This is a genomic window from Paraburkholderia sp. BR10923, assembly GCF_040948765.1.
Lineage (GTDB): Bacteria > Pseudomonadota > Gammaproteobacteria > Burkholderiales > Burkholderiaceae > Paraburkholderia > Paraburkholderia youngii.
In genome coordinates this window covers 1-16,261 of sequence record NZ_JBFPKO010000028.1, presented here as the reverse complement: position 1 = coordinate 16,261, position 16,261 = coordinate 1, and the positions used below count along the sequence as shown (strand labels likewise).

The 16,261-nt window shown below is 64.8% G+C and carries 16 protein-coding genes; 6 read left to right on the top strand and 10 right to left on the bottom strand.

The annotated features are described in order from the left end of the window. Positions 1 to 48: 48 nt before the first annotated feature. Positions 49 to 339: a DUF1330 domain-containing protein gene (locus tag AB3X94_RS34530; RefSeq protein ID WP_018436685.1), complete on the bottom strand. Its 291-nt coding sequence runs from the start codon at positions 337 to 339 to the stop codon at positions 49 to 51. A gap of 234 nt (positions 340 to 573) precedes the next feature. On the opposite strand from AB3X94_RS34530, the gene AB3X94_RS34525 reads away from it, so the two are divergent. Continuing rightward, positions 574 to 1,176, top strand: a complete 603-nt coding sequence (locus tag AB3X94_RS34525; protein ID WP_176125497.1) for an amino acid synthesis family protein — start codon at positions 574 to 576, stop codon at positions 1,174 to 1,176. Here the strand turns inward: AB3X94_RS34525 and AB3X94_RS34520 are convergent. Then, on the bottom strand, positions 1,169 to 1,360 hold the full coding sequence (locus AB3X94_RS34520) for a hypothetical protein (RefSeq protein WP_368613882.1): 192 nt from the start codon (positions 1,358 to 1,360) through the stop codon (positions 1,169 to 1,171). The two genes, AB3X94_RS34525 and AB3X94_RS34520, sit on opposite strands and share 8 nt — an antisense overlap. Here AB3X94_RS34520 and AB3X94_RS34515 point away from each other — a divergent pair. The 3 genes from AB3X94_RS34515 to AB3X94_RS34505 all read left to right on the top strand — a co-directional run bounded on the left by AB3X94_RS34515 (position 1,268) and on the right by AB3X94_RS34505 (position 4,202). Beyond that, on the top strand, positions 1,268 to 1,609 hold the full coding sequence (locus tag AB3X94_RS34515) for an alpha/beta fold hydrolase (RefSeq protein WP_368613879.1): 342 nt from the start codon (positions 1,268 to 1,270) through the stop codon (positions 1,607 to 1,609). The two genes, AB3X94_RS34520 and AB3X94_RS34515, sit on opposite strands and share 93 nt — an antisense overlap. Positions 1,610 to 1,682: 73 nt before the next feature. Then, positions 1,683 to 2,720, top strand: a complete 1,038-nt coding sequence (locus AB3X94_RS34510; RefSeq protein WP_176111862.1) for an LLM class flavin-dependent oxidoreductase — start codon at positions 1,683 to 1,685, stop codon at positions 2,718 to 2,720. Positions 2,721 to 2,732: 12 nt separating this feature from the next. Then, positions 2,733 to 4,202, top strand: a complete 1,470-nt coding sequence (locus tag AB3X94_RS34505) for an aldehyde dehydrogenase (protein ID WP_368613847.1) — start codon at positions 2,733 to 2,735, stop codon at positions 4,200 to 4,202. 137 nt (positions 4,203 to 4,339) lie between these two features. On the opposite strand, the gene AB3X94_RS34500 is transcribed toward AB3X94_RS34505, so the two are convergent. From AB3X94_RS34500 to AB3X94_RS34475, 6 genes are all read right to left on the bottom strand, one after another. After that, positions 4,340 to 5,746 carry a DNA-binding protein gene (locus tag AB3X94_RS34500; protein ID WP_368613846.1) on the bottom strand — a complete coding sequence of 469 codons (1,407 nt, stop codon included), beginning with the start codon at positions 5,744 to 5,746 and terminating at the stop codon, positions 4,340 to 4,342. A 149-nt stretch (positions 5,747 to 5,895) separates the two neighbouring features. Continuing rightward, positions 5,896 to 6,876, bottom strand: a complete 981-nt coding sequence (gene lipA / locus AB3X94_RS34495) for a lipoyl synthase (protein WP_368613845.1) — start codon at positions 6,874 to 6,876, stop codon at positions 5,896 to 5,898. Positions 6,877 to 6,881: 5 nt separating this feature from the next. Beyond that, the gene (locus tag AB3X94_RS34490) at positions 6,882 to 7,991 is read right to left on the bottom strand and encodes an acetoin dehydrogenase dihydrolipoyllysine-residue acetyltransferase subunit (protein WP_176125491.1); all 1,110 of its coding nucleotides are present in this window, start codon (positions 7,989 to 7,991) and stop codon (positions 6,882 to 6,884) included. A gap of 3 nt (positions 7,992 to 7,994) precedes the next feature. Next, entirely contained in the window at positions 7,995 to 8,999 is a 1,005-nt protein-coding gene (locus AB3X94_RS34485; protein ID WP_368613844.1) for an alpha-ketoacid dehydrogenase subunit beta, read from the bottom strand. A gap of 135 nt (positions 9,000 to 9,134) precedes the next feature. Beyond that, positions 9,135 to 10,118, bottom strand: a complete 984-nt coding sequence (locus AB3X94_RS34480; protein WP_176111856.1) for a thiamine pyrophosphate-dependent dehydrogenase E1 component subunit alpha — start codon at positions 10,116 to 10,118, stop codon at positions 9,135 to 9,137. Positions 10,119 to 10,200: 82 nt separating this feature from the next. Next, positions 10,201 to 11,256: an NAD(+)/NADH kinase gene (locus AB3X94_RS34475; protein WP_176111855.1), complete on the bottom strand. Its 1,056-nt coding sequence runs from the start codon at positions 11,254 to 11,256 to the stop codon at positions 10,201 to 10,203. 440 nt (positions 11,257 to 11,696) lie between these two features. On the opposite strand from AB3X94_RS34475, the gene AB3X94_RS34470 reads away from it, so the two are divergent. Further along, entirely contained in the window at positions 11,697 to 13,637 is a 1,941-nt protein-coding gene (locus tag AB3X94_RS34470; RefSeq protein WP_368613843.1) for a sigma-54-dependent Fis family transcriptional regulator, read from the top strand. 344 nt (positions 13,638 to 13,981) lie between these two features. On the opposite strand, the gene AB3X94_RS34465 is transcribed toward AB3X94_RS34470, so the two are convergent. Next, the gene (locus AB3X94_RS34465) at positions 13,982 to 14,341 is read right to left on the bottom strand and encodes a hypothetical protein (RefSeq protein WP_312883699.1); all 360 of its coding nucleotides are present in this window, start codon (positions 14,339 to 14,341) and stop codon (positions 13,982 to 13,984) included. Between AB3X94_RS34465 and AB3X94_RS34460 the strand changes: the two genes are divergently transcribed. Then, a complete protein-coding gene (locus AB3X94_RS34460) occupies positions 14,223 to 15,764 on the top strand; it encodes a hypothetical protein (protein WP_368613842.1) in 1,542 nt (513 codons plus the stop codon). The genes AB3X94_RS34465 and AB3X94_RS34460 overlap by 119 nt on opposite strands. Positions 15,765 to 15,796: 32 nt before the next feature. On the opposite strand, the gene AB3X94_RS34455 is transcribed toward AB3X94_RS34460, so the two are convergent. Beyond that, on the bottom strand, positions 15,797 to 16,261 hold a 465-nt coding region (locus AB3X94_RS34455), incomplete at its 5' end, for a hypothetical protein (RefSeq protein ID WP_368613841.1).

Below are 16,261 nucleotides of genomic sequence, written 5' to 3'. Positions count from 1 at the left end.
GCCATATTATGACTCATCTGACTTTCAGGCTTGCACACGAGGGCACAATCAGCCGCCCAGGCCCTCGACGATCGTGATCTGTGCCCGGCAATGTCCATCGCGCTTCTGTTTGGCGGCCTGATACTCGGGCGAGTGATAGCAGTCGAGCGCCGTTTGCATGTCCCTGAAGCGAATCACGACGTGCCGCTCGAACGATTCACCTTCCAGCACCTCCGACGCGCCGCCGCGCGCGAGAAACACCGCGCCGTACTTGTTGAACGCCTGCGGTGCGATGTCCGTGTAGCCCTTGTATTTCGCCGCATCGAGCACGGTTACGTGGGCTATCCAATATGCAGCCATATCTCCTCCTTCTTAAATCCAGAATGGTTTGCGCCATAGCTGCCGCTTCGTTGATGGTCCGACGAACCGCGCGCTACGTTTTTTGGACGTCGCTGCTCGCCAGCAAATCCCTCGCAAAAAACGCCCTTTCCCCGCCAGACGCGGCTTCCACGGCGCCCCGGGTTAACACTCATGGCATGCCGTAACATGGTATACCACAATGCCTCACACATCCAACCAACGCAGGAAGCCGCCATGAGCCTGATTCGCAAGTCCATCCTCCATGTCGAGACCGTCTTCGTCGACGGCGACAAGGTCGCCGCCAAGCCGCTGAAAATGATCGGCGCGGCCGCCGTGATCAAGAACCCGTGGGCGGGCCGCGGTTATGTGGAAGACCTGTCGCCGGAGATTCGTGCGCTCGCGCCGCAACTGAGCGAGCACCTGACCAGGCTGATCATCGACGAAGCCGGTTCGGGCGAAGCGGTCGAAGCGTTCGGCAAGAGCGCGATCGTCGGCCTTGCGGGTGAGATCGAGCATGCGTCCGCGCTGATCCACACGCTGCACTTCGGCAACACGTATCGCTCGGCCGTCGGCGCGAAGTCGTATCTGGCGTTCAACAACACGCGCGGCCCCGCCAACGCGCCGCTGCTGATCCCGATGATGGACAAGAACGACGAAGGCCGCCGTTCGCACTATTTGACGCTGCAGTTTGCGATTGCGGACGCGCCGGCCGCGGACGAACTCGTGATCGCGATTGGCGCCGCGACCGGTGGCCGTCCGCATCACCGCATTGGCGATCGCTACAAAGACCTCGCAGAGCTCGGAAATGACGTCAAGAACCCTGCAGCTGTCAAATAAGCGCGGCGCGCACTATCTGGAGCAGGGCAGCGGCGAACCGCTGGTCCTGATCCACGGCGTCGGCATGCAGGCGCTCGCGTGGTATCCGCAGATCGAAGGGCTGTCGTCCGAGTTCCGGGTGATCTCGGTCGATATGCCGGGCCACGGTCGAAGCGATCCGCTCGAGCCAGGCGCCGGCTTGCAACAGTTCGTCGAGTGGGCAGCAGCGAGAAGTACCAGCCCGACGCATCGGCAAGCTTCATCTATTCGGCCTACGACAACACCGAAACCCAACACCAGTACATCCCGTTCCTGTGCAGCGCGCCGGATGAACTCGCCGCTTCGGCTGACGCTTCGGGCAAATTCATCGGCCTCGACGACATCGACACGCAAGCGTTGCAGGACAACGCCGTGGCCAGCATGCTGCACCGCTACCGCAAGGAAAGCCAGTTGAAGAGCTACGTGTTGTACTTCGGCGACCATAGCAACGGCACAGTCCGCCCGCTTCATTCCTGAAAGGTCACATCATGCGATTTTCCCTCTTCGTTCACATGGAGCGCGTCTCCGGGCAGACCAGTCAGAAGCAGCTGTATGACGAAATGGTCGAGCTTTGCCAGATTGCCGATCGCGGCGGCATGCACGCCGTCTGGACCGGCGAGCACCACGGCATGGACTTCACGATCGCGCCGAATCCGTTCATCAATCTCGCGGACCTCGCCAACAAGACGAAGCACGTGAGGCTCGGCACCGGCACGGTGGTGGCGCCGTTCTGGCATCCGATCAAGCTCGCCGGCGAAGCCGCGATGACCGACATCATTTCGAACGGCCGCCTGGAGCTGGGCATCGCGCGCGGCGCGTATTCGTTCGAATACGAACGCCTGCATCCGGGGCTCGACGCGTGGGGCGCGGGTCAACGCATGCGCGAACTGATCCCGGCCGTGAAAAAGCTCTGGGAAGGCGATTACGCGCACGAAGGCGAATTCTGGAAATTCCCTTCCACGACGTCTTCGCCGCTGCCGCTGCAGCGCCCGCACCCGCCGATCTGGGTGGCCGCGCGCGACCCGAACAGCCATGAGTTCGCGGTGTCCAACGGTTGCAACGTGCAGGTGACGCCGCTGCATCTGGGCGACGAAGAGGTCGAGAAGCTGGTTGGCCACTTCAACGCCGCGTGCGAGAAGTTCAGCAACCTGCCGCGCCCGCAGATCATGCTGCTGCGTCACACGTATGTGGCGAGCAGCGAAAACGACGCGCAGATCGCGGCCGACGAAGTGAACACCTTCTACAACTACTTCGGTGCATGGTTCAAGAACGAGCGGCCGGTGAGCCGCGGCATGATCAAGACGCTGAGCCCGGAAGAGATCGCTGCTCATCCGTTCTACACGCCCGCGGCGATGCGCAAGAACAACGTGATCGGCACGCCCGAGGAAGTGATTGCGCGCCTGAGGGCATACGAGGCGCTCGGCTTCGACGAGTACTCGTTCTGGATCGATACGGGCATGAGCTTCGAGCGCAAGAAGGCTTCGCTCGAACGCATGATCAACGACGTGATGCCTGCATTCCGGTAAGGGGCCGACGCCATGGATTCGCATTTTCAGCTGTACATCGACGGACAGTTCGAACCCGGCGCCGCCACGTTCGCGAGCGTCAACCCGGCCACCGGCAAAGCGTGGGCGCAAATGCCCGAAGCGCGCACGGAGCAGGTCAACCGGGCGGTCGAGGCGGCCAGCCGCGCGCTCACCGATTCCGCGTGGGCCGGCCTCACCGCGTCGGCGCGCGGCAAGCTGCTCTACAAGCTGGCCGGGCTCGTCGAACAGGCTGCGCCGCGACTCGCTGAAATTGAAACGAACGACACCGGCAAGATCATTCGCGAGACGTCCAGCCAGATTGTTTACGTCGCCGAGTACTACCGCTACTACGCCGGCATCGCCGACAAGCTCGAAGGGAGCAGCATTCCCGTCGACAAGCCGGACATGCAGGTTTGGCTCGAACGGCAGCCGGTCGGCGTGGTCGCCGCGATCGTGCCGTGGAATAGCCAGCTGTTCCTATCCGCCGTCAAGCTCGGGCCGGCGCTCGCCGCCGGTTGCACGGTCGTGCTGAAGGCGTCCGAGGAAGCCCCGGGACCGCTGCTCGAATTCGCGAAGCTCGTGCACGAGGCCGGCTTCCCGCCAGGCGTCGTCAACGTGATTACCGGCTTCGGGCCGGAATGCGGTGCGGTGCTCAGCAGCCATCCGAAGGTCGACAAGGTTGCCTTCACGGGCGGCCCGGAAACTGCGCGGCACATCGTGTCGAACACCTCGAACAACCTCGCGAAGGTGTCGCTGGAACTGGGCGGCAAGTCGCCCTTCATCGTGTTCGCCGATACCGATATCCAGAGCGCCGTGAACGCGCAGGTGGCGGCCATCTTCGCGGCGAGCGGCCAAAGCTGCGTGGCGGGCTCGCGGCTGCTGATCGAAGCCTCCGTGAAAGAGCGGTTTCTCGCCCTGCTGGTGGAGCGCGTGTCGCGCATACGCGTGGGTTCGCCCAACGAGATGACGACCGAATACGGGCCGCTTTGCACCGAGAGGCAACTGCGCAACATCGAGAAGGTCGTCGCGAACTCGGTGCGTCAGGGCGCCAGGGTGCTCACCGGCGGCAAGACGCTCGCGCGCGACGGCTACTACTATGCGCCGACGATTCTCGACTGCACCGGCGTGAGCGACGCCGACAGCATTACGACGGAGCTGTTCGGGCCGGTGCTTTCGGTGGATACGTTCACCACCGAGCAGGAAGCGATCGACAAGGCTAACAGCACCGCCTACGGTCTCGCCGCGGGCATTTTCACCACCAGCCTGACTCGCGCGCATCGCGTGTCGAAGCGCGTGCGCTCGGGGATCGTCTGGATCAACACTTATCGCGCGGTGTCGCCGCTGGTGCCGTTCGGCGGCTTCGGCCTGTCCGGTCACGGCCGCGAAGGCGGCATGGCCGCGGCGCTCGAATACACGACGACGAAGTCGGTATGGCTGCGCACCTCGGACGAGCCGATCAGCGATCCGTTCGTGATGCGCTGAGTCCAGCGCGCGGTCCATTCCCCGCTGCACCGTTTCAAAGCCGTAGAGGGCAATGCCATGTCACGTCCATCGAACGTGGCATGGCGCACGCCTGTGCGACAAAGAGCCGTCGAACGACAACAGCCTTCTGACCATTGTCACGCAGGCGAGCTTTCGGTGTTCAGCTTCGACACCGCACCCGTCTGCTCGTCGTAGCGGTAGCCTTGTTTCTCGAGGTGAGCGGTGATCGTTTCGACGATCACTTGCTGCTGGATCTCCTTGCGCAGCAATTCATGCTCCGGCTCGACCCGACCGAGTTCAGCGGAAAGCCGGCGGCTCAAGGTCGCTTCGCCCGCGCCGCGGGCAAGGACGACCACCATTTTTTCATTCGCCTGAGTCAGCTGCTGCTTCAGTGCGTTCGAGTAGTCGGACCATTTCCTGACGGTCTCCCGCGCCTCGGCAATCGCTGCGGCATGCGCTTGCGCGTCGCGCGACATCTGCGCCTTCAATGCCTCGAGTTCCTGCGAGTCGACACCCGCCGGCGACGCCGATTCCGCGTCCTCGGCCTTCTCGCTCGCGGCCGCCGCGCTTTCGGCCAGTTCGGCCGCGCGCTGCTGCTCCGCGTCGGCACGCTCCTGCGCTTCGGACAAGCTGGCCGACAACCTCGCGATTTCGGAAGCGTCCGCATCGCGCTCGTCGCTCAGGCTGGCGATTTGCGTCTGGGCATTCTGCAATTCGAGCGCGGCGGCATCCCGTTCGGCCTGCGCGCCTTCGACCTCTTCGCGTCGGGCCGCATGCGCTTCCTGCTCGGCCTGCAGTTGCGCGCGAATCGCTTCGAGCTCGCTCTGAAGACGAGCGACCGCTTCGGCATGCTCCGCTTCCAGCGCCGCGCGCTCTGCTTCGCCGGCCGGCGTTTCGACTACCGACTTGGCCGACTCGCTCGCCGCCTCGCCCTCGCCCGCGGCATCGCTCTCGTTGCCCGCAATCGCTCCACGCTGCGCGGCCTGTTCCGCGCGCTCCAGTTCCGCTTCGAGGTGCGAAACGCGGTCGGCAAGCTCCTGCGCGCGCTTCTCGGCCGCGTCGGTGCGTTGCACCGCGAGCGCGATGTCCTCTTCCAGCCCGGCCACGGCATCGACCTTCTCGTCGTAGGCGCTGGTCATCTTGTCCAACTGGACCTGCAGCGCATCGAGTTCCTGGACGGTGGTTTGCAGTTCGGCGAGCGCTTCATCGCGCTCGTTGCTGGCGTCCTCGACACGCTGACGCATCGCGGCGAGGCGTCGCGCCACTGAGCGTTCCGCTTCGTCCTGCGCCGACGTCCACAGCCGGTCGAGCGCTTCGCGCATGGTGTCCGTCACGGTTTCCGGCAAAGCAGGACGTTCGACGACCTGCGGCACCCGCGCGGCGCGCGTCTCGCGCCACTTGCGCAATGCCGCGGACACCGCGACCACCGAACCGCTATGGACTTCGGACCAGATGGCGACGGGAGACACCTTCTGGCCCTCGTCGGCCATCCGGTTTGCGATTTCAGCTACGAGTTCGTCCGTGATCGTAATGTTGCTTGACATGTCTGCCTCGACAAAGTGCACGTGGTGACGAATACCGTTTCGTCGTCCGGGAGGCAGCCGCGCGCTGGGACTCGCCTCGTATAGCCACCAATTGTCGGCTACCTGGCTGGCGGCCAATCGGTCGAAAAGCCGAGGTTACGGGGAGGTATTCACGGGATTGGGGCGTGGCCCCGCGGCGTCCGATCCGCGTGATACGACGAGCGCACGAGCGGCCCCGCCACTACTTCGACGAACCCCATCTTCAAACCTTCATCGCGCAGCATGTCGAAAGTCGCGGGCGGCACATATCGCCGCACCGGCATGTGATACCGCGACGGCGCGAGATACTGACCGATCGTCAGTACGTCGACGTCGTGCGCGCGCAGATCGCGCATCGTCGCGAGCAGTTCGCTGTCGGTCTCGCCGAGGCCGACCATCAGGCCGGATTTGGTCAACGCCGCCGCGTTCTGGCGTTTCGCTCGCGACAGCAATTCGAGCGAGCCGCGATAGTCCGCGCCTGCCCGCGCCGCCCGATACAGCGACGGCACCGTCTCGATGTTGTGGTTGAAGACGTCCGGCCACGCGCCGGACAGCGCATCGAGCGCGCGCTCGATTCGCCCGCGAAAATCCGGCGTCAGGATTTCGACGCGAATGCCCGGTACGCGCTCGCGCACCAGCGCGATACAGCGCGCGAAGTGCGCGGCGCCGCCGTCGCGCAGATCGTCGCGGTCCACCGATGTAATCACCGCGTAGCGCAGCCCCAGCGCCGCGACGGCGTCGGCGAGCCGCGCGGGCTCGTCCTCGTCGAGCGCTTGCGGCCGGCCATGCGCGACGTCGCAGAACGCGCAGCGCCGCGTACAGATCCCTCCCATGATCATGAATGTCGCGGTGCGCTGCGCGAAGCACTCGCCGATGTTCGGACACATCGCCTCCTCGCAGACCGAATGCAACTTGTGCTCGCGCAGAACCGCCGCCATGCCCGCGACGGTTTCGCTCATCATCGGCCGAGCATGCAGCCAGGGCGGCTTCGGCAAGACGGCCGCATGGTCCGCCGGCACGATCTTCACCGGAATGCGGGCGAGCTTGTCGCGATTGCGCTTGCCCTGCTGGCCAAGCGCCGTGACGCTGTCGGTATGAGAAGCGGCGTCCATCGCGGTTATCCGAAGAACTCGTTGAGCAGGCGGTTCACGTCCGATGCAGCCTCCATCTGCACCATGTGCCCCTTGCCGTCGATTACGTGCACGCGCACCTGAGCGGGCAGCCCCTGTGCGTGCGCGGCCGGAATGATCTGGTCCTGCGCCCCCCAGATCACCAGCGTGCGCGGCGCGAGCGTGTCGAGCCGGTCGCGATAGACGCGGCTTTGCACCCCGCCTTCGAACGCGGACGCGGCAATCTTGCGCAACGCGTCGTTCACGCCTTCGAGCCGCTTGTACTTGACGATGTCTTCGACCAGTTGCCGCGTGACCAGCGACCCGTCGGCGAACAGCTTCACCAGATGCGGCTTCAGCGTGTTGCGGCTGCTGCCCGCGACGAAGCCTTCGATGTACTCGCGGTTGATCTCGTCGCCGAGCCCCGCGCCCGCGATCAAGGCCAGCGACGCGACGCGTTCGGGCGCCTTCGCGGCGACCGTCATCGACACGGCGCCGCCCATCGAATGGCCGACCAGATGCGCGCGCTCGATGCCCCGGTCATCGAGAAACGCGATCACGCTGTCCGCCAGTTCGTCGAGGCTGCCCGTGTCGACCGCCTTGCCCGACTCGCCGTGCCCTGGCAAATCGAGCGCCCACACGGCGCGGTGCGCGGCGAGATCCGCATGGTTGAAGAGCCAGTTGTTCAGATCGCCGCCGAAGCCGTGGATCAGCACAGCGGGCGTGCCGCCGTCGCCGATCTTCAGGTAACGCACGGTGCGCCCGCCGATCTGCGCTTTTTCCGGCTGCGGCCCCGCGTCCGCGGCATCCGCGGTGGCCGGCACGAAGTCGCGCTGGAACGCCTCGACGGCTGCATCGATGTCGGCATCGGACGTCTCGGCGTCCGCGACCACGCCGAGCAGCGCGCCGATCGGCAGCGTGTCGCCCTGCTGCGCGATCTGCCGGCGCAATGTGCCGTCGAAAGCGCACTCGACGCCCGACGATATCTTGTCGGTCTCGACGTCGAGTATCTCGTCGCCCTTCGCGACTTTTTCGCCGACCTCCTTCAGCCAGCCGTTGACCTGCCCCTGCTCCATCGACAGCCCCCACTTGGGCATCGTGATCATGTGAATCGGCATTGCTCAGCTCCTTACTTTCCGCACGGCCGCGGCGATGTTCTCCGCCGACGGGATATACATGTCTTCGAGCACGCCTGCGAAAGGCGCGGGCGTATGCGGCGCGGTCACGAGTTCGATCGGCGCCTTCAGCGAATGGAACGCGCGCTGCGCGACCAGCGCGGCGATATCGGTCGCAATCGAGCAGCGCGGATTCGACTCGTCGACCACGACGACGCGTCCGGTTCGCTCAGCGCTTTCCAATATCGTTTCCTCGTCGAGCGGCGAGGTCGTGCGCAAATCGATCACCTCGGCCTGGATGCCCTCTTTCGCGAGCGTTTCGGCGGCATCGGTCGCGTGATGAACCATCCGGCCATACGTGACGATCGTCGCGTCGTCGCCTTCGCGCACCACGTTCGCTTCACCGAACGGAATCGCATACGACTCTTCCGGCACGTCGCCGTCGCGGCCATACAGCAGCTTGTGCTCGCAGAAGATGACCGGATCGTTGTCGCGGATCGCCTGGATCAGCAAACCCTTCGCGTCGTACGGCGTCGACGGGCACACCACCTTCAGGCCGGGTATGTGGGTGAACAACGACGTCAGCATCTGCGAGTGCTGCGCGGCCGCGCGCAGGCCAGCGCCCTGCATCGTGCGAATCACGACAGGCGTCACTGCCTTGCCGCCGAACATATAGCGAAACTTGGCGGCCTGATTGAAGATCTGGTCGAAGCACACGCCCATGAAATCGATGAACATCAGCTCGGCCACCGGACGCAGACCGCATGCGGCCGCGCCGACCGCCGCGCCAATGAAGCCGCCTTCCGATAGCGGCGTGTCGAGCACCCGCCCCGGATATTTGTGAAAAAGCCCTTTCGTCACACCGAGCACACCGCCCCACGCATCCTGCTCGCCTGGGGACCCGGCGCCGCCCGCGTTGTCCTCGCCCATCACGATGACGGTTTCATCGCGCGCCATCTCCTGGCTCAGCGCTTCGTTGATCGCCTGAGAAAACGTGATCTTCCGTGCCATGACTGTCTCCTGTCGATCGGAGTTAGCGCTTTAGCTGTCGACTGGTGTTGGCGCTTCAGCGCCTACTCCAGTCCCATGCAAAGCTCTTACTGCGATCCCATGCAAAGCTGAAGGTTGATTGATTCGCGCTGTGGATTACGGATAGGACACGTAGACGTCGGTCAGCAGGTCGGCAGCCGTCGGCAGAGGCGCGGCCTTCGCTTCCGTCACTGCGCCGTCGATCAACTGCTTCACCGTCGCATCGATGCCGCGCAGTTCGTCGGCGCTGAGCATTTCGGCCCGCACCACGCGCTCCTCGAAGCGCTTCAGGCAGTCTTTTTCGTCGCGCAGCTTCTGCACTTCGCCGGGCGCGCGATACGTTTGCGCATCGCCTTCGAAGTGCCCGAAATAGCGCGACAACTTCATTTCGACGAGCGTCGGGCCACCGCCGCCGCGCGCCCGCTCGATCGCGGCGCCCAGCGCCTCGTGCACCGCGAAGAAATCGAAGCCGTCGACGATCACGCCGGGCATGCCAAAGCCGCTCGCGCGGTCGGCGATGTTGTCGGCCGCGACCGACCATGTCGACGAGGTCGCCTCCGCATAGCCGTTGTTCTCCGCAACGAAAATCGCCGGCAGGCGCCAGACGGAAGCGAGATTCATCGATTCGAAGATCACGCCCTGGTTCGACGCCCCGTCGCCGAAGAAGCACACGCCGACGCCGCCGGTCTTTTTTAGCTTCGCGGCGAGTGCGGCGCCGCACACGAGCGGACCGCCCGCGCCGACGATCCCATTGGCGCCGAGCATCCCTTTCGACAGATCGGCGATATGCATCGAGCCGCCTTTGCCACGGCACACGCCGGTGCTGCGGCCGTAGATTTCGGCCATCATGCCGCGCACGTCCACACCCTTCGCGATGCAGTGGCCATGACCACGGTGCGTGGTCGCGACATAGTCCGCATCGTTAAGATGCATCATCGTGCCGACCGCCGACGCCTCCTCGCCGGCATACAGATGCACGAAGCCGGGTATCTCGCCGGTCGCGAATTCGACGTGCAGACGCTCCTCGAACTCGCGGATCGTGCGCATCATCCGGTACGCTTCCAGCAGCTTTTCCTTGCTCAACTGCGTCGAAACAGACATGGTGTGTCTCCTGGGAATGATCTCGATGGTCACTGCTACTTCAGCCGGCTTTGCTTCCAGCGTTGGCTTCCTCCTGAGTTGATTAGCTCCGACGCGCCGCCGCTTCGCGCATCAACTGCCGCGACGCGCAAAAGCGCAGCGTGCGGCCGACATCGACCGTGAGCGGTCCCGCCCAGTCGAGCGCGATCTCGTAGCGGTCGTCGCGTTCGAGCTCGATCTCGCGCTCGCCGTCGAAGGCGAGCGTCCCTCGTTCGGTATGCAGCGGCGTCCAGCAACCTGCTTCGAAACGCTCGCAGGTGCGCATCGTCACCTGATCGACACGGCCCGGCGCGAGCGGCGCGAAGATCGGCACGCCGGATTCGCCCGCACGCGCGAACGTCAGATGCAGCCCGTAGGGCGCGCCGCGCTCGACCGGCGCCCATGCGCCGCCGATCGACGACAGGCCGATGCCATCCGGCGCCGCGAACGTCAGAAACAGCGCTTCGAGATCCGCCGGCTCGCAGACCGCCCGCGCGCCGACGAACCGCTGCCGGCTCACGCACACATCGACCAGCGCGATTTCCTCCCGCCCCTTGTTCGGGCCCGCGACGCAGCGGACCACGAGACGCTTGTTGCGCGTCAGCGCGACCTCGGGCGGCACGAGCCCGGAAGCGGCGAGCGCGCCCGCGAGGCCCGCCACCGTCGCTTCGCGCAGTTCTGGAAACGCGTTGTTGGTGCCCGTCGACAGCGTCAGCAGCGGCACGTCGCCGCAATGCGCGGCTACCGCGCGATGCGTGCCGTCGCCGCCGAGCACCGCGATCAAGTCGACACCCAAGCCGACCATTCGCGCGACACCCGCGTGAGTGTCCGCCGCGCTGTCCGTGATCGGCAGTTCGAGGAATTCGACCTTCGGCCAGGGCTGCGGCTCGGCCACGGCTGCATGGGTTTCGAGCGCACGCAGCACCAAGGCGGCGACCCCGGTGCGGTCGCGCAAGGTCAGCACGCGAGCGACGCCGAACATGCCGAGGCCCGCGAGAAGGCGCACGACCATGTTCGCTTTCTCGGCGGTCGGAAACACCGAAGCGTGTGTAGTGAGGCGTCGAATATCACGGCCCGATGCCGGGTTCGCGATCACGCCGACGGTGATGGGCGATAACACTGGCTTGTCTCCGGTGCGCGAGTTGCGAAGCGGACTTGCTGGGGTGAAGCGCGCTTGCTGTCGCGTTTGCTTTCGTCTGCCAGCGATACTGCAAAGGTCGGGCCAGTTGCTTGCGCGCCGTGCGCACGCGCCGGAAGCGTTGTATTCAAAGGGCAGCCGCGGGGGCCCGCGTTCACGGCCGCTTTCATCGGACCTGCGCCGCGCAGTTCACTGTGTCTCACGAGCGCGCTTCGCGACGAGGCGCGAGGCTCGACACACGCCGCGGCGCTTGAGCGGCACCGCGCCAGACAAGGGTTTGCGCGATGCGACCAGCGTCTCGCCAGCCTCTGAGACGTTCGTCTCACGCGCCTCGAGTGCTGCGCCGCAATGTGATTGCTCGTGGCGGATGTGCTACAAGACAGGGACTCGCCCTACTCGGTGTCGCTCGCCTGGAGCCGGCCATGCCCTATGTTTCTCAAACGCAGCACGTCGATCGCGTACGCGGGGCCATCGAAGGACGCTTGCCCGCGCCAGCGAATTCGCCGCGCCTCGTGTCGTCGTGGCAGCGCTCGTACGAGCAGTACCGGCTCGACCCCAGCTCCGTGATCGGCCCGCGCGTGCTGTCGTCCGCCGAGCTGCGTGAAGTCCAGGGCAAGGAGGAAGCCTTTCTGCGCGCATCGGGCCAGTGCCTGACGCGGCTGCACGAAATGATTCGCGTCGCCGACTATTGCGTGATGCTGTCCGATGCGCACGGCGTCACGATCGACTATCGGATCGACCGCGACCGGCGCAACGATTTCAAGCATGCGGGGCTGCATATCGGCTCGTGCTGGTCCGAGCGCGAAGAAGGCACATGCGGCATCGCGAACGTGCTCACCGATCTCGCGCCGATCACGGTGCACAAGACCGATCACTTCCGGGCCGCGTTCACGACGCTCACGTGCAGCGCTTCGCCGATCTTCGCGCCGACCGGCGAATTGATCGGCGTGCTCGATGCCTCGGCGATCCGATCGCCGGACAACCGCGACAGCCAGGGGCTGGTTTTTCAACTGGTGCGGCAAAGCGCGAGTTTGATCGAGGACGGCTACTTCCTGAACCAGACCGCGCAGCACTGGGTGCTGTTCGGCCATCAAAGCCGCCATTTCGTCGAAGCGCAACCCGAAGCGCTGATCGCCTTCGACGAATGCGGCAACATCGCCGCCGCGAACCGCAAGGCGCATGAGAGCATCGCGGGCCTCGACGGTCCGCGCCACATCGACGAGATATTCGACACGTCCGAGGTCCGTCTGCACGACGTCGCGCGCACCGACATGATCGTGGCGCTGAGGCTGCGCGCGACCGGCGCGATGCTGTATGCGCGCATTCGCGCGCCGATGAGACGCGCGGCCCGCCCGCTCGTCACGACACGGCCGGGCGATGTGCACGCCGATGGCAGCATCGGCGCAATGAGCCGCTTTCTGCACAGCTCGGACGAACGGATCGCGCGCAACGCCGAAGTCGCCTTGCGGATTGCCGGCAAGCGGCTGCCGGTTCTGCTCCTCGGCGAAACCGGTGTCGGCAAGGAGGTGTTCGCGCACGCGGTGCACGACTCGGGCTCGCGGCGCACGCGGCCGTTCGTCGCCGTGAATTGCGGCGCGATTCCGGAGCCGCTGATCGAGAGCGAGCTGTTCGGTTATGCGCCTGGCGCGTTCACCGGCGCCCGCAGTCGCGGCGCGCGCGGCAAGATCGCGCTCGCGCATGGCGGCACGCTGTTTCTCGATGAAATCGGCGACATGCCGCTCGGCCTGCAAACCCGCCTGCTGCGCGTGCTCGCCGAGGGCGAGGTGGTGCCGCTCGGCGGCGAGACGCCAGTGCGCGTCGATATCGACGTGATCTGCGCAACGCACCGGGATCTGATGCAGATGGTCGATGCCGGATCGTTCCGCGAGGATCTTTACTATCGACTGAGCGGCGCGACGCTGCGGATACCGCCGCTGCGCGAGCGCGCCGACATCCGCGATGTGATCGATACGGTGTTCAACGAGGAAGCACAGGCGGCCAGCCATGTGCTGATGCTCGATCCGCAATTCGCCGAGCGCCTTGCCGCCTTCTCGTGGCCTGGCAATATCCGGCAGTTGCGCAACGTGCTGCGCTATGCGTGCGCGGTCTGCGATTCGGCTCGCGTCGAGTTGCGGCATGTGTCGCCAGACTTTGCCGCGCAACTCGCGCCCGCCGCGACGCCGGCTCTCGCGGCGGCCTCCACGTCGCCGGCCAGCGCCGACGACGAGCGGGCACGGATCGTCGCGGCGCTCACGCGTTGCCAGTGGCGGCCTAACGCCGCCGCGCAGGCGTTGGGCATATCGCGCGCGACGCTGTACCGGCGCATCGCGCGGCTGGGCATCGTCGGGCCGCATCGCGCATAGGCGCCGCGAAAGGCGGCGGGGGTTCCAAGCCCGCCGCTGCCCACACCTCGCCCCATTCCCACGCCCACATCCAGCGAGTGAAATCTTTCCGCAGTTCGTCCATCGCGAGCGAAAAGATTTTATTTCCGCCCCACCCTGCTCCCACGCGCAATTTGTGCCGACAGACAGGCATGACTTGCCGGACTCAGTGATCGGTCGCAACCAAAGACCATCCACTACCGCACATCGCATGTCCTGAACGGCTCACGCGACGCACTCGCGACCCGCAGGACTCCCCCTCTCTCTCCAGATTTTCTCGTGGGCCGCCTCGCGGCAGCCCGCGCTATTGTCATGATTGGACGACGTCAATTTCTTGGCTGTCTTACCGCGCTCGGCGGAACTGTCGCATTGAGCGCGTGCGGCGGTGGTGGTGGTAGTAGTGGTACGCCGGATGCCGGCGGTTCTTCCACGGGCAATTCCGCGAGTCCGTCGGGCACCGCGGCATCACCCTCTACCGGCACGGCAAGCTCCGGAATCGCGGCCTCGACGGGCACGACGGGCACGACCACCGCGAGTATTGCGCCCTCGACGGGTAGCGCGACCACGGTGGCGAACGGCTCGTCGCCGGCTCCATCAAGTGGAACGGGACGCGCCGACACGTCCGGCGCGAGCTCGGGCGACAGCTCCGGCTCAGCATCAGACCCGAACTCGGGGTCGCCCGGCAACGCTTCGAACGCTTCGCCACAGAACACGACGATCCCGCCGGCGACGGTAATCATCGACAGTCAGAACGCGTCGTGGACCCTGGTCGGCGGGTCTGTCTACAGGAACGGAGTCGCAGCGGGCGACACCTACAACGTTTCGTTGATCCTCTGGTACGGGAGCGCGGTCTATCACGAGGGAACCGGCGGTCAGTTTTACGGATGGAATGGGACGACATGGTTTGCGTGCAATGACCCGCGTTTGGGCGGCACCTCCGCCGACGGCGCCATGATCCCGCCCGCGACGTATCTGATCGACAAGGCCGGCTCGATATGGACCGTCGTGAACGGCGTCGTGTATCGCAATCGCAATGCCGTCGGCACGATGTCGAATGCGGCGCTGCTGCTGTGGTACGGCGGCAAGTTCTGGGCACAATCGACCGGCGGTCAGTTCTATGTATGCGGCGATGCGGATCAATGGTTGCCGTGCAGCGATCCGCGCATCGCGACCGCGGCGCCAGCCGGCTCGTTTCACGGTATCAACGGGCATTACGATTACCTGTATTCGACGTCACAGATCGTATCGATCATGCAAGCCCTCGGCTGCTCGACGTACCGGCTCAGCTGTACGGACTACGCACCGCAACTCGCCAAGGTCCTGGCGTTGGCGCAAGCATTCCAGCCGGCGGGCTTGACTCTTTTCGTGCTGATCGACGTCGGCATCTACGACGGCAACGGCAACCTGTTCACGAGTGAAGCGGCGGCCTATACGCGGGGCTTCAATTGCGCGGTGACTGTCGCGTCGGCATTGCAACCCCACGGCGTGACCATGTATGAATGCGGTAACGAACTGACGCGCGCGAACGGGATCATTCTCGACTCCACCAGCGCGGGAACGAGCGTCGTCGACTTCAACAATACGAACTGGCCGCTGATGCGCGGTGCGATGCGCGGCATGATCGACGGCGTGAAGTCGGTGCAGGCGGATGCTAAATGCGGCGTCAACTTTTGTGTTGCTGATATCGGCGCGTCCGACGCTCTGTGGGATGGCAAGCAGCCCGATGGCACGAGCGGCCATCCGACCGTGAGGTGGGACCTGACAACGTGGCACAACTACGAGGTGTACGGCGACATCTTCGACATCGGCACCGACGGGTCCGGCCCGGGCTTCGATTTGCCCACCTATTGCAAGGCCCGCTATGGCGTCCCCTTCGTGATCTCGGAATGGAACACGGGGCCGGAGAAGAGCGAGGCATACCGGGCCAACTACATCAGCTCGCGTCTGCTCACTTACTATCAGGCGAGAAAGACGAAGAACATCCAATCGGCGATGTATTACGAGCTCGATAGCGGGGACTCCACCTACGGCCTGATGATCAACGGCACGGCGCTTGCGCTTCCGTATAACGCGTTCGCGAGTTTTATCGCGAGCCATGCCGATAGCTGAGCGTATGTTGCGACGCGTACTTTCCGATCGCCTTAAACAAGGAGAATGGCCACCAACTGACCGGCAGTTGCAATAACGACAGCCAGTTCGACCGGATTGGCCAGAAGAAGGCCGAGAAAATCTGAATCGATAGCGCGCGCGCGCCAGGTCCCGACAAAACCGACCGACAGAATCAGCCCGAATAAAAGATCGAATCCAAATCCTGCGGCGATCCATTTGTTATGCCTGACGACATGCTCAGCGAATGCGAACATTGCCAGAAAGGCGATTTGGGATATGAGAACAACCAGTACCGCAATATGCTGCTGATTATCCTTTTTCATTGGCTGGCGGAAATCCGGTTGCTCGAAGCCGCTAAGACCTCCTTGCTCGTCTGGCCGAACTTCGGCAATACGGGCGCCTACGGGGGCAGACACCCGGGGCAGACACCCGCATGCCCTCAAGTACGAAGTTGGCCCCGGCTTCGGTCGTGGCCTGAGCGCTGTCAGCGCCAGGCC